This window comes from Mitsuaria sp. WAJ17 (genome assembly GCF_014174515.1).
Lineage (GTDB): Bacteria > Pseudomonadota > Gammaproteobacteria > Burkholderiales > Burkholderiaceae_C > Roseateles_B.
Window position 1 is genome coordinate 27,682 of sequence record NZ_JACJUG010000028.1, and the last position, 12,983, is coordinate 40,664.

The 12,983-nt window shown below is 69.8% G+C and carries 10 protein-coding genes; 9 read left to right on the forward strand and 1 reads right to left on the reverse strand.

The features are described 5' to 3' along the window. Window positions 1-5 precede the first annotated feature (5 nt). Window positions 6-1,460, forward strand: a complete 1,455-nt coding sequence (locus H5407_RS19260; RefSeq protein WP_183106117.1) for an amidase — start codon at window positions 6-8, stop codon at window positions 1,458-1,460. Here H5407_RS19260 and H5407_RS19265 read toward each other — a convergent pair. Beyond that, the gene (locus tag H5407_RS19265) at window positions 1,445-2,374 is read right to left on the reverse strand and encodes a carbohydrate kinase (RefSeq protein ID WP_183106118.1); all 930 of its coding nucleotides are present in this window, start codon (window positions 2,372-2,374) and stop codon (window positions 1,445-1,447) included. The genes H5407_RS19260 and H5407_RS19265 overlap by 16 nt on opposite strands. A gap of 111 nt (window positions 2,375-2,485) precedes the next feature. Between H5407_RS19265 and H5407_RS19270 the strand changes: the two genes are divergently transcribed. The 8 genes from H5407_RS19270 (at window position 2,486) to fdhD (ending at window position 12,982) form a co-directional block, all read left to right on the forward strand. Then, window positions 2,486-3,355 (forward strand): ABC transporter substrate-binding protein, encoded by an 870-nt coding sequence (locus H5407_RS19270; protein WP_183106119.1) that lies wholly within the window; start codon window positions 2,486-2,488, stop codon window positions 3,353-3,355. 26 nt (window positions 3,356-3,381) lie between these two features. After that, window positions 3,382-4,266, forward strand: a complete 885-nt coding sequence (locus tag H5407_RS19275; protein WP_183106120.1) for a hypothetical protein — start codon at window positions 3,382-3,384, stop codon at window positions 4,264-4,266. Then, window positions 4,266-5,210, forward strand: a complete 945-nt coding sequence (locus H5407_RS19280) for a LysR family transcriptional regulator (RefSeq protein ID WP_183106121.1) — start codon at window positions 4,266-4,268, stop codon at window positions 5,208-5,210. Before H5407_RS19275 ends, H5407_RS19280 begins: the two co-directional genes overlap by 1 nt. Before the next feature lie 173 nt (window positions 5,211-5,383). Further along, window positions 5,384-7,057 (forward strand): OFA family MFS transporter, encoded by a 1,674-nt coding sequence (locus H5407_RS19285; protein ID WP_183106122.1) that lies wholly within the window; start codon window positions 5,384-5,386, stop codon window positions 7,055-7,057. Between the two features lie 115 nt (window positions 7,058-7,172). After that, complete coding sequence (locus H5407_RS19290) at window positions 7,173-7,637, forward strand: formate dehydrogenase subunit gamma (RefSeq protein WP_183106123.1); 465 nt, start codon at window positions 7,173-7,175, stop codon at window positions 7,635-7,637. Next, complete coding sequence (locus H5407_RS19295) at window positions 7,637-9,214, forward strand: NADH-quinone oxidoreductase subunit NuoF (protein WP_183106124.1); 1,578 nt, start codon at window positions 7,637-7,639, stop codon at window positions 9,212-9,214. Before H5407_RS19290 ends, H5407_RS19295 begins: the two co-directional genes overlap by 1 nt. A 2-nt stretch (window positions 9,215-9,216) precedes the next feature. Continuing rightward, window positions 9,217-12,102 (forward strand): formate dehydrogenase subunit alpha, encoded by a 2,886-nt coding sequence (gene fdhF / locus H5407_RS19300; protein WP_404935643.1) that lies wholly within the window; start codon window positions 9,217-9,219, stop codon window positions 12,100-12,102. Between the two features lie 7 nt (window positions 12,103-12,109). Further along, window positions 12,110-12,982: a formate dehydrogenase accessory sulfurtransferase FdhD gene (gene fdhD / locus H5407_RS19305; RefSeq protein WP_183106150.1), complete on the forward strand. Its 873-nt coding sequence runs from the start codon at window positions 12,110-12,112 to the stop codon at window positions 12,980-12,982. Window position 12,983 lies beyond the last annotated feature (1 nt).

Below are 12,983 nucleotides of genomic sequence, written 5' to 3' on the forward strand. Positions count from 1 at the left end.
CCTCGATGCAAGACCTGACCCCGTCCACCGACGCCTTGCACGAATGGCCGGCCCTGCGCCTGCTGCAGGCCTACGGATCCCGCGAGCTCAGCCCCGTCGAGGTGCTGGACAGCCTGGTCGCCCATGTGCAGCGCTGGGAGCCGCACCTGCAGGCGCTCTACGCCCCCGACTTCGACAGCGCCCGCCGGGCGGCTCGCGACGCCGAGGCCCGCTGGGCGCGGGGCGAGCCGCTGGCCGTGGCAGTCGCCGGCCAGCGCATCACCCTGGACGGCCTGCCGCTGACGCTCAAGGAGAACATCGCCAGCCGCGGCACGCCGGTTCCCCTGGGCACGGCCGCCACCACCTTGCAGCCCGCCGCTGAGGACGCGCCGCCCGCCGCCCGCGCCCGCGAGCTGGGCGCCGTGCTCTTCGCAAAGACCACCATGCCGGATTACGGCATGCTCAGCTCCGGCCTCTCCAGCTTCCACTCGCTCACACGCAATCCCTGGGACCTGCGCAAGAACCCGGGCGGCTCCAGCGCAGGTGCCGCGGCCGCCGCCGCCGCGGGCTACGGGCCTCTGCACGTGGGCACGGACATCGGCGGCTCCATCCGCCTGCCGGCCGGCTGGTGCGGGCTCTTCGGCCTCAAACCCAGCCTGGGGCGCATCCCGATCAAACCGCCCTTCGCGGGGCGCGTGGCCGGCCCAATGACCCGTCGGGTCGAGGATGCCGCCCTGCTGATGGCCGCCCTGGCCCGCCCCGACTGGCGTGACGGCATGAGCCTGCCGCCACAGGAGCTGCCCTGGCTGGACCTCGACATGGACCTTCGCGGCCTGCGCATCGGCCTGATGAGCGACGCAGGCTGGGGCCTCACCGTCGACAGCGAGGTGGCCGCCGCGGTGGACGAGGTGGCGCGCCGGCTCAGTGCCGCCGGATGCCAGGTCTTGCCCCTGGGCCCCTGCTCCTCCCGCGCCATGATCGACGGCCTGGACGCCTTCTGGCGCATGCGCTCATGGCTGGACATCTCGGCCCTGCCCGAGGAGCGCCGCGAGCGCGTCCTGCCCTATATCCGGGCCTGGGTGGACCGCGGCGCGCAGCTGACGGCCAGCGAGCTCTTCCACGGCTACAGCCAAATGGCCGCGCTGCGCGATGCTGCGCTCGCGGCCTGCCAGCCCTTTGACTTCGTGATCTCCCCCACCAGCCCAGTGCCGAGCTTCCCGGCGGAATGGGCCAGCCCCATCCACGACCCGCAGCGGCCCTTCGAGCACATCGCCTTCACCTTGCCCTTCAACATGAGCGAGCAGCCGGCGTCCACGCTCAATGCGGGCTTCACGGCCTCAGGGCTGCCCATCGGCGTTCAGGTGGTGGGACAGCGCTTCGATGACCTCGGCGTGCTGCGCCTGAGCCGCCAGCTGGAGCGCCTGCTGGCCGACCGCCAACGGCCCTGGCCGCAGCCGCCCACCGCTCAGACCAGCAGCTGAACCTGCCCGGCGAGTTCGCGCACCTCGGTCAGCCGGGGCGCGCGGGCACCGGCCTGCAGGCAGGCGGCCGCGCCGGCGGCCATGGCGAAGCGCAGCTGGGCCTCCTCGCCGTCCTCGTGAAGGCAGGCGTAGATGAAGCCGGCCATGGCGGCATCGCCCGCGCCCACGGTATCGACCACCTCGACGGCCAGGGCGCCGGCCGACCATTCCCGGGAGCCCTTGTAGAGCGTGGCGCCCTCGGCGCCGCGGGTGTAGAGCAGGCGGGCCTGCGGATTCCAGGCAGACAACTGGCCCAGGCCCAGGTGGGCCGTGGGGCTGCGGAAGAGGCCGCAGAGGTCCTCGTCGGACACCTTGATCACGTCCGCAAGCCGACTCATGCGCTCCAGGGTGTCGTCGTACCGGCTGTCCATGCCCTGGCGGTAGTTGGGGTCGTAGCTGATGGTCACGCCCTGGGCCTTGAGCGACTCCGCCAGCTCGACCAGGCGGCCGGCCAGGGGCTCGCGGCTGAGACTGATGCCGCCGAAATGCGCCCATCGCACGAACTGCCTCCAGCCCTGGGGCAGGCCGCTGGGGTGGAAGTGCAGGTCGGCGCTGTCATCGCCGACGAAGAAGTAGCGCGGCGGGTGGGTCTCGTGGACCACGGCCAGCAGCGGCGAGCGTTCGACCTGCTGGATGAAGCGCGGGTCCAGGCTGGCATCCATGCTCTCCTGCCACAGGGCCTGGCCAAAGACGTCGCAACTGACGGCACCGCCGAAGGCCGAGAGCTCCCCCAAGGTGGACAGGGCCCGCGCCACGTTCCAGGGCGCTCCGCCGCAGCGGCTGATCCAGCTGTCCAGGCCGGTGCATATGAGATCGGTCAAGGCCTCGCCAAAGGCAACAAAGCGGGGCAGGTCGGCATGGAGGACTGGGCTCATACTGCAATTGCAGCGCCGTCCTTCACACTCCGCAAGCCCTCTGTGGCGGGAGAGGGATGACAGCCGCGCGGTGCGCTTCCACAATCGTTGCCAACCACGCAGTACCTGACGATGGATCGACGTTGCCTGCTCCTGAGCCTGCTTGCCTGCCCCGTCGGCGCCGGGGCGGCGGACGCCGTGATCAGCTACCCCAGCTATTCAGACGCCGATGCTCAGGACCCCATCCACCAGTTCCACCTGGTCGTCCTGCGCCTGGCCCTGGAGCGCGCGGGGAGCCACTACCGCCCGCAGCCGGTACGCAGGCCGGCGGGCCAAGGGCGGGCGATCCGCGAACTGGCCGGTGGCGGCGCGGACCTGGACCTGCTGTGGAGCATGACCAGCGAGGAGCGCGAACAACTGCTGCTGCCGGTGCGCATCCCCATCGACCGCGGCCTGATGGGCTGGCGCCTGCTGCTGATCCGGCGCAGCGACGCCGAGCGCTTCGCCGCCATCCGCAACCTGGAGACCCTCCGGGACCTGACCGCGGGCCAGCTCCATGACTGGCCGGACACCGGCATCCTGCGCGCCAATGGCATGACGGTGGGCACAACCAGCGTCTACGGCAGCCTCTTCGCCATGCTCAGCCGCGGGCGGGTGGACTACTTCCCGCGCTCGGTGCTGGAGATCCAGGACGAGATGCAGCAGTACGGCTCGGCCCACGAGCTGATGATCGCCCCCGGACTCATGCTGCGCTACCCGGCCGCCAACTACTTCTTCGTCAACCGCCAGAACCAGGCCCTGGCCGCCGACCTGCAGCGCGGCCTGGAACGCCTGCTGGACGAGGGCACGCTGCACAGCCTGTTCATGAGCCATTTCCGCGCGCGCCTCAGGCCCCTGCGCCTGGCCGAGCGGCGCGAGCTGCACCTCCGGAACCCCCTGCTGCCGGCCGCGACGCCGCTGCAGCGCAGCGAACTGTGGGCCGACCCGGCGCAGTTCTCCTGAGTCACGGGCTGCCCTGTATGGAGCGCATGCCATCCCCGAGCCCGATGCTGAATCGCCGCAGTCTGCTGCTGAGCCTGCTGGCGCCGGGCGTGCTCCTGGCGCAGCCCGTGACCCGCGTGGTCTATCCCGAGCACGAGGTCTTTCACGACCCCCAGCTGCCCTACATCCTGGACGTGCTGCGCCTGGCGCTCTCGCATGGGCCCAATGCCTACGAGGTCCATGCAAGCGGCACGGCCATGACCCAGGGCCGCGGCCTGCGCGAGCTGGAATTCGGACGGAGCGACATCAACCTGCTCTGGAGCATGACCAGCCGCGCGCGCGAGAAGACGCTGCTCACGGTGCGCATACCCCTGGACCGCGGCATCCTGGGCTGGCGGCTGCTGCTGGTGCGCGCGGACGACTTGGAGCGCTTCGCCCGCATCCGCAGCCTGGACGCGCTTCGCAAGCTGCAGGCCGGCCAGATGCACGACTGGCCCGACACCGAGATCCTGCGCCACAACGGCCTGCCCGTGGGCACGGCCAGCATGTACGAAAAGCTCTTCCGGATGCTGGCCCGCAGCCGCATCGACTACTTCCCGCGCTCGGTGATGGAGATCGAGGACGAGCTGCAGCGTTACGGTCGTCCGCTGGACCTGGTCATCGCGCCGCGACTGATGCTGCGCTACCCCACGGCCAACTACTTCTTCGTCAGCCCGCGCTTCCCGCAGCTGGCCGAGGACCTGCGCCTGGGCCTGGAGAAGGCCATCGCCGAGCGCAGCCTTCAGGCCCTCTTCGCCCAGCACTTCCGCGCGCTGCTGCAACGCATGGACATCATGCACCGCCAGGTGCTGAGGCTGGACAATCCCCTGCTCCCCCCGGAGACCCCGCTGCAGCGGCCCGAGCTCTGGGCCGATCCCTCCATTGCCTTCTGATGAACCTCTTCGTCGCCCTGCGCTACCTCGTCGCCCTGGACGATCACAAGCACTTCGGACGCGCAGCCCTGGCCTGCCATGTGACCCAGCCCGCGCTGTCCAACGCCCTGCGCGCGCTGGAGGAGCACTACGGCTGCGCCATCGTCAAGCGCGGGCGCAGCTTCGAGGGTTTCAGCGCCGAGGGGGAGCGCGTGCTGCACAGCGCGCGCCGCATGCTGCGCGAGCAGGAGCTGCTGGACCAAGACCTCAAGAGCCGCGCCGATGCGCCCCAGGGCCACCTGCTGGTGGGCGCGGTGCCCACGGCCATGCCCATCGCCGCGCGCTTCGTGGCCCTGCTGCAGCGCCGCCATCCGGGCATCCTGCCCACCCTGCGCTCGCTGAGCTCCATCGAGCTGGAGACCGGCCTGGACCAGCTCGCCCTTGACCTGGGCCTGGGTTACACCGAGCGCATGGCCGACACCCGCGTGCCCCTGCGCCAGCTGCCGCAATACACCGAGGCCTATTTCCTCGTGCGCCGCGCCGAAGTCCCGGTCGCCGGCGGCCTCCAGATGGGGCCGCCCCTGCCCTGGGCCGAGGCGGCACGCCTGCCCCTGTGCCTGCTGAGCCCGGAGATGCACAACCGCCGCATCATCGACCGCGCCTTCGCCGAGGCGCGGGCCGAGGTGCGGCCGGCCATAGAGTCCAACTCCACCCTCACCCTGGTCACGGCCGTGCTGGCGGGCAGCGTCTGCAGCGTGCTGCCCGGCGCCCTGCTCGGGACGGTGCTGGAGCACGGCGGGCTGGAGGCTCGCCCGCTGAGCCACCCCGAGGTGCGCATCCCCATCGCCTTCATGCTGCACAGCGCGAGCCGCCCCTCCCGGACCCTGGAGGCCGCCCTGCAGCTGGCCCAAGAACCCGAGTGGCTGGCGCAGGCCGCCCGGCACAGCGGGGCGCTGCGGGACTGAGGGCAGCCGATCCACTGGCGCGCGATCATGCGGCGGACGGATGGCGGGGGCCGGGGCAACCCTGATTTCGCACACTGATCGTCTCATCACGTAAAAAAATTGGACGCCCCTCCCCTGCGTGGCAACACTCGCCTGCGCACCGCACGAGTGCGCACAACACGCAGGAGACACGCATGTCCACGGTTCTCACCGGAGACGCCCGCCCGCTCGGCGAAGCCCCGCCCGGCTTCCTCGACAAGGAACGCATCATCGCCCCGCCGGGCTTCAAGCGCTGGCTGGTACCGCCCGCGGCCCTGGCCATCCACCTGTGCATCGGCATGGCCTACGGCTTCTCTGTGTTCTGGCTGCCGCTGTCCAAGGCGCTGGGCATCAAGGAGGCGATCAAGTGCGGCCCCGAGATCGGCTTCTTGCAGGAGCTCTTCGTCAGCAGTTGCGACTGGAAAGTCTCGACCCTGGGCTGGATGTACACCCTCTTCTTCGTGCTGCTGGGCAGCTCGGCGGCGCTCTGGGGTGGCTGGCTGGAGCGCGTGGGGCCGCGCAAGGCCGGCGTGGTGAGCGCCGTCTGCTGGTGCGGCGGCATGCTCGTCTCGGCCCTGGGCGTGCACCTGCACCAGTTCTGGCTGATGCTGCTGGGCTCGGGCGTGATCGGGGGCATCGGGCTGGGCCTGGGCTACATCTCGCCGGTCTCGACCCTGATCAAGTGGTTCCCCGACCGCCGCGGCATGGCCACGGGCATGGCCATCATGGGCTTCGGCGGTGGTGCCATGATCGGCTCGCCCTTGGCGGCCGAGCTGATGAGGGCCTTCGCCACCCCGACGGACGTGGGCGTGGCCTCGACCTTCGTCGTGATGGCCGCGGTCTATTTCGTCTTCATGATGGGCGGCGCGCTGGCCTACCGTGTGCCCGCCACCGGCTGGAAACCCGAGGGCTGGACCCCACCGCCCGCGCAGACGAGCAACGCCATGATCACCCAGCGCCATGTACACGTGAAGAAGGTCTGGGGCATCCCGCAGTTCTGGCTGGTGTGGATGGTGCTGTGCATGAACGTGTCCGCCGGCATCGGCGTGATCGGCATGGCCAGCCCCATGCTGCAGGAGGTCTTCGGCGGCGCGCTGATCGGGGGCACGCAGAAGTTCGGTGAGCTCGACAAGGCCCAGCTGGCCGCCATCGCCGGCGTGGCCGCTGGCTTCACGGCCCTGCTCTCGCTCTTCAACATCGGCGGCCGCTTCTTCTGGGCCAGCCTCTCCGACAAGCTGGGCCGCAAGCCCACCTACGTGATCTTCTTCGTGCTGGGTGGCCTGCTCTATGCCAGCGTACCGGGCAGCGCCGCGGCCGGGTCCAAGCTGCTCTTCGTGGCGGCCTTCTGCGTGATCCTGTCCATGTACGGCGGCGGCTTCGCCACGGTGCCGGCCTACCTGGCCGACCTCTTCGGCACCCAGATGGTGGGTGCCATCCACGGCCGCCTGCTGACGGCCTGGGCCACGGCCGGCATCCTGGGCCCGGTGGTGGTGAACTACATGCGTGACTACCAGCTGGGCTTGGGGCTTCCGCGCGAGCAGGTGTACAACCAGACCATGTTTATCCTGGTCGGCATGCTGGTGATCGGCCTGGTCTGCAATCTGCTGGTGCGCCCCGTGGCCGACCGGCACTTCATGAGCGACGCCGAGCTGGCCGAAGAGAAGCGCCTGGCGCACGAACGCGCCGCCGCCGCCGAGCTGGGACCGGGCACCGTGACCTTGCGCAGCACCTCGCCGCTGTGGGTGGCGCTGGCCTGGGCCGCCGTGGGTCTGCCCCTGGCCTGGGGTGTCTACAAGACGGTGCAGAGCGTCATGAAGTTCTTTGCCTGATCACGGCCCCGGGCCGGCCGCCCTCCAGCCTGTGGGGCGGTCGTGGCCAGGGTCTCTCCCAACGGGGACAATGCGCAGCAAGGCTGCCCGAACAGCACCATTCCCAAGTTCCGCCATGGACCAACAGACCAACCACTCCCTCGCCGCCGTGCTGGCGGCCCATCCGCCGGCCCCCGGCGCCCTGCTGCCCCTGCTGCACGCGCTTCAGGAGGCCGTGGGCCATGTGCCGGCAGAGGCCGTGTCCGCCATCGCCGAACACGTAAACCTCTCGCGCGCCGAGGTCCATGGCGTGGTCAGCTACTACCACTTCTTCCGCCAGCAGCCCCCGGGCCGCACGGTGCTGCAGGTCTGCCGCGCCGAGGCCTGCCAGTCGCGCGGGGCCGAGGCCCTGCTGGCCCATGCCGAAGCACGTCTGGGTTGCCCCTCGCACACGACGCGGGCTGATGGCGCCGTGACGCTGGAACCCGTTTACTGCCTGGGCCTGTGCGCCTCCTCGCCCGCCCTGATGCTCAACGACCGCCTGCATGCGCGCATGAGCGCCGCGAAGCTCGACGCCCTGCTTGAGAAGGAGGGCCTCTGATGTCCGCCGTGAAAGTCTTCGTCCCGCGCGACTCCGCCGCGCTCGCCGTCGGCGCCGATGAGGTCGCCGCCGCACTGATCACAGAATGCCAGTGCCGTGGTCTTTCCATCGAGCTGGTCCGCAACGGCTCGCGCGGCCTGCTGTGGCTGGAGACCCTGGTCGAGGTCGAGACCCCGCAGGGCCGTGTGGCCTACGGCCCGGTCGAGGCCGCCGACGTACCCGGCCTGCTCGATGCCGGCCTGCTGGCCGGCGCGGCGCACGCGCTGTGCCACGGGCTCACCGAGCAGATCCCCTACCTCGCGCGGCAGGAGCGACTGAGCTTTCGCCGCATCGGTGTGACGGACCCGCTGTCCCTGGCCGACTACGAAGCCCTGGAGGGTTGGGCGGGCCTGCGAAAGGCCCTGCAGCTGGATGGCGCCGGCATCGTTGCCGAGATCATGCAGTCGGGACTGCGCGGCCGTGGCGGTGCGGCCTTCCCCGCCGGCATCAAGTGGAGGACGGTGCTTCAGACCGAGGCGCAGCAGAAATACATCGTCTGCAATGCCGACGAGGGCGACTCCGGCACCTTCGCCGACCGCATGGTGATGGAGGGCGACCCCTACATGCTCATCGAGGGCATGGCCATCGCCGGCCTGGCGGTGGGGGCCGACCGCGGCTACATCTATGTGCGCTCCGAGTACCCGCAGGCCATTGCCGTGCTGAACGAGGCCATCGCGCGTGCCACGGCCGCCGGCTTCCTCGGCGTCAATCTGCTGGGCTCGGGCCGCGCCTTCGATCTGGAGGTGCGCAAGGGCGCGGGCTCCTACGTCTGCGGCGAGGAGACCGCCTTGCTGGAAAGCCTGGAAGGCAAGCGTGGCGTGGTGCGCGCCAAGCCGCCGCTGCCCGCCATCCACGGCCTCTTCGGCCAGCCCACTGTCATCAACAACGTGCTGACCTTCGCCGCCGCGCCGCTGATCCTGGCGCGCGGGGGGCAGTTCTATCGCGACCACGGCGTGGGCCGCTCGCACGGCACCCTGCCCTTCCAGCTGGCGGGCAACGTCAAGCACGGCGGGCTCGTGGAGAAGGCCTTCGGCCTCACGCTGCGCGAACTGCTCCACGGCTTCGGCGGCGGCACGGCCACGGGCCGACCCATCAAGGCCGTGCAGGTGGGCGGCCCGCTGGGCGCCTATGTGCCCGAATCGCACTGGGACGTGCCACTCGACTATGAAGCCTACGCCGCCATGGGCGCAGTACTGGGCCACGGCGGCATCGTCGTGCACGACGACACGGCGGACCTCTCGCAGCTGGCGCGCTATGCCATGGAGTTCTGCGCCCTCGAGTCCTGTGGCAAGTGCACGCCCTGCCGCATCGGCTCCACGCGCGGCGTGGAGGTGATCGACCGCATCCGCCGCAATGAACAGCGCGAGCAGCAGGTCGTGCTGCTGCGCGACCTCTGCGACACGCTGCTGCACGGCTCGCTGTGCGCCATGGGCGGCATGACGCCCTACCCGGTGCTGTCCGCCCTCAACCATTACCCGCAGGACTTCGGCCTGAAGAGCGAACAGCCGTCTGTTCAAGCGTCGGCACAGGAGGCATGAGCATGAACTCCCACGAGATCGACTACGGCACGCCCCGCCGCGAATCCGAACACGAAGTCACCCTGGAGATCGACGGCCACAGCGTCACCGTGCCCGCCGGCACCTCGCTGATGCGCGCCGCCGCTGAGGCCGGCGTGATGGTGCCCAAGCTTTGTGCCACCGACAGCCTGGAGCCCTTCGGCTCCTGCCGGCTGTGCCTCGTGGAGATCGATGGACGCAAGGGCTTCCCCGCCAGCTGCACCACGCCGGCCGAGGCTGGCATGAAGGTGAAGACGCAATCGCCGAAGCTGCAGCAGCTGCGCAAGGGCGTGATGGAGCTCTACATCTCCGACCACCCCCTGGACTGCCTCACCTGCAGCGCCAACGGCAACTGCGAGCTGCAGACGCAGGCCGGCGTCGTTGGCCTGCGCGAAGTGCGCTACGGCGTCGGTGAGAAGGCCGGCGCGCATCATTGCGACCTGCCCAAGGATGAGTCCAACCCCTACTTCACCTTCGACTCCAGCAAGTGCATCGTCTGCAACCGCTGCGTGCGCGCCTGCGAGGAGACGCAAGGCACCTTCGCGCTGACGATCAGCGGCCGCGGGTTCGAGGCCCGTGTCTCGCCGGGGCAGGACCAGCCCTTCATGGAGTCCGACTGCGTGTCCTGCGGCGCCTGCGTGCAGGCCTGCCCCACGGCCACGCTGCAGGAAAAGACCGTCATCCAGATCGGCCAGCCCGAGCACAGCGTGATCACCACCTGCGCCTACTGTGGCGTGGGCTGTGCCTTCAAGGCCGAGATGAAGGGCAGCCAGGTCGTGAACATGGTGCCCTGGAAGGACGGCAAGGCCAACGAGGGCCACAGCTGCATCAAGGGCCGCTTCGCCTGGGGCTATGCCACGCACCCGGACCGCATCACCAAGCCCATGATCCGCGCCAGCATCCAGGACCCCTGGCAGGAGGTGAGCTGGGAGGCCGCGCTCGCGCATGCCGCCAGCGAGTTCCGCCGCATCCAGGCCAAGCACGGGCGTGACTCCATCGGCGGCATCACGTCCTCGCGCTGCACCAACGAGGAGACCTACCTCGTGCAGAAGCTGGTGCGCGCGGCCTTCGGCAACAACAACGTCGATACTTGCGCCCGCGTCTGCCACTCACCCACCGGCTATGGCCTGGGCCAGACCCTGGGGACCTCGGCCGGCACACAGACCTTCAAGTCGGTCGACAAGGCCGATGTGGTGATGGTCATCGGCGCCAACCCCAGCGAAGCCCATCCGGTCTTCGGCTCGCGCCTGAAGAAGCGGCTGCGCGAGGGCGCAAAGCTCATCGTCATCGACCCGCGCCGCATCGACCTGGTCAAGAGCCCGCACATCCAGGCGGCCCATCACCTGCAGCTCAAGCCCGGCACCAACGTGGCGGTGATCAGCGCGATGGCGCATGTTGTCGTCACCGAAGGTCTGGTCGATGAGGCCTATGTGGCCGAGCGCTGCGACCCCAGGAGCTACGCCCAGTGGCGCGATTTCGTGGCCCGCCCCGAGGACTCGCCCGAGGCCCTGGAAGCCGCCAGCGGCGTGCCCGCGGCCGAGCTGCGCGCCGCCGCCCGCCTGTATGCCACGGGTGGCAATGCGGCCATCTACTACGGTCTGGGCGTGACCGAGCACAGCCAGGGATCGACCATGGTGATGGGCATCGCCAACCTCGCCATGGCCACAGGCAACGTCGGCCGCGAGGGCGTTGGCGTGAACCCGCTGCGCGGCCAGAACAATGTGCAGGGCAGCTGCGACATGGGCAGCTTCCCGCACGAGCTGCCGGGCTACCGCCACATCAGCGACAGCACGGTGCGCGGACAGTTCGAGGCCGCCTGGGGCGTGACGCTCAACCCCGAGCCCGGCCTGCGCATTCCCAACATGCTGGACGCCGCGCTCTCGGGCAGCTTCAAGGGCCTGTACTGCGAGGGCGAGGACATCGTGCAGTCCGACCCCAACACCCAGCATGTGGCCGCCGCGCTGATGGCCATGGAATGCGTGGTGGTGCAGGACATTTTCCTCAACGAGACCGCCAAGTACGCGCATGTGTTCCTGCCCGGCTCCAGCTTCCTTGAGAAGGACGGCACCTTCACCAATGCCGAGCGCCGCATCAGCCGCGTGCGCAAGGTCATGCCCCCTCTGGGCGGCTACGCGGACTGGGAGGTGACGGTCAAGCTGGCCGAGGCGCTGGGCTATCCGATGCACTACCGCAATCCCGAGGAGATCATGCAGGAGATCGCCGCGCTGACCCCGACCTTCGCCGGCGTCAGCTACGGGAAGATCGAGCGCCTGGGCAGCGTGCAATGGCCCTGCAACGACAGCACGGGCGAAGCCGGCACGGCCATCATGCACGTGGGCAAGTTCGTGCGCGGCCAGGGTCGCTTCATCATCACCCAATACGTGCCGACTGACGAAAAGGTGACCCGCAAGTTCCCCCTGCTGCTGACCACCGGCCGCATCCTGAGCCAGTACAACGTGGGCGCCCAGACGCGCCGCACCGAGAACAACCAGTGGCACAGCGAGGACGTGCTGGAGATCCATCCGCACGACGCCGAGGAGCGCGGCATCGCCGAGGGCGACTGGGTGGGCATCCACAGCCGCGCCGGCGAAACCGTCCTGCGCGCCACCGTCACCGAACGGGTGCAGCCGGGCGTGGTCTACACCACCTTCCACTTCCCCGAGTCCGGCGCCAACGTCATCACCACGGACAACTCCGACTGGGCCACCAACTGCCCCGAGTACAAGGTGACGGCCGTGCAGGTGATGAAGGTGATGCAGGCTCAAGCCCTCTCGCCCTGGCAGAAGGAATTCAACCGCTTCGACGCCCTGCAGCATGAGCTTCTGCAGGCGGCGCAGCATCCCGCGGAGGCCGTGCATGGCGGCAAGTGAGGCCCCGATGAAGCGCGCCCGCTCCCGGACCACACCCGCGCTGGACTTCTGCGAGGGTGCCCGCGCCCTGCCGGTGCGCCGAGTGCGCGGCGGGCACAGCGCGGAGCTGCTGGACTGGGTGGCCGACGAGGTGCCCGTGGCCCTGGAGTACAACGGCGTCAGTCACGCCGTGATGCTGGCCACGCCCCTGGACCTGGCGGACTTCGCCCTGGGCTTCTCACTCAGCGAGGGCATCTTGCAAGGCCCGCAAGAGCTCTACGGTGTGGAGGAAGTGCCCGGTCCGCAAGGCATCACCCTCAAGCTGGAGATCGCCAGCGGTGCCTTCCTTCGACTGAAGGAGCGCCGCCGCAGCCTGGCCGGCCGCACCGGCTGCGGCCTGTGCGGCACCGAGAGCCTGGCTCATGTGGCGCGCGACCTTCCCGAGCTGCCGGCATCAGGGGGTCAGGTCTTGCGCGGCGAGGCCATCGCCCATGCCATGAGCCAGTTCTGCGAGCAGCAGACCCTGCAGCAGGCCACCGGCGCCGTGCACGCCGCCGCCTGGTGCTCGGCCGAGGGCGAGCTTCGCTGGCTGCGGGAGGACGTGGGCCGGCACAACGCCCTGGACAAGCTCATCGGCGCCCTGGCCCGCATGGGCGTGAAGGCCAGCGAGGGCTTCATCGCCGTCACCAGCCGCGCCAGCTTCGAGATGGTGCAGAAGACCGCCATGGCCGGCGTGCCCCTGCTGGCAGCCGTCTCCGCGCCCACCAGCTTTGCCGTGGCCACCGCCACGCAGGCCGGCATGACGCTCGTCGGCTTCGCCCGCGGCCAGGACCTGGTGGTCTACTGCCATCCCGAGCGCCTGGACCTGGACCCACGAGGTGCCGGCGCCACGCCTCACTGAA

Excerpts from the sequence above, each read along its gene's own strand:
- fdhD (WP_183106150.1), top strand. The coding sequence starts at position 12,110 with ATGAAGCGCGCCCGCTCCCGGACCACACCCGCGCTGGACTTCTGCGAG.
- H5407_RS19270 (WP_183106119.1), top strand. The coding sequence starts at position 2,486 with ATGGATCGACGTTGCCTGCTCCTGAGCCTGCTTGCCTGCCCCGTCGGC.
- H5407_RS19260 (WP_183106117.1), top strand. The coding sequence starts at position 6 with ATGCAAGACCTGACCCCGTCCACCGACGCCTTGCACGAATGGCCGGCC.
- H5407_RS19285 (WP_183106122.1), top strand. The coding sequence starts at position 5,384 with ATGTCCACGGTTCTCACCGGAGACGCCCGCCCGCTCGGCGAAGCCCCG.
- H5407_RS19275 (WP_183106120.1), top strand. The coding sequence starts at position 3,382 with ATGCCATCCCCGAGCCCGATGCTGAATCGCCGCAGTCTGCTGCTGAGC.
- H5407_RS19295 (WP_183106124.1), top strand. The coding sequence starts at position 7,637 with ATGTCCGCCGTGAAAGTCTTCGTCCCGCGCGACTCCGCCGCGCTCGCC.
- fdhF (WP_404935643.1), top strand. The coding sequence starts at position 9,217 with ATGAACTCCCACGAGATCGACTACGGCACGCCCCGCCGCGAATCCGAA.
- H5407_RS19290 (WP_183106123.1), top strand. The coding sequence starts at position 7,173 with ATGGACCAACAGACCAACCACTCCCTCGCCGCCGTGCTGGCGGCCCAT.
- H5407_RS19280 (WP_183106121.1), top strand. The coding sequence starts at position 4,266 with ATGAACCTCTTCGTCGCCCTGCGCTACCTCGTCGCCCTGGACGATCAC.
- H5407_RS19265 (WP_183106118.1), bottom strand. The coding sequence starts at position 2,374 with ATGAGCCCAGTCCTCCATGCCGACCTGCCCCGCTTTGTTGCCTTTGGC.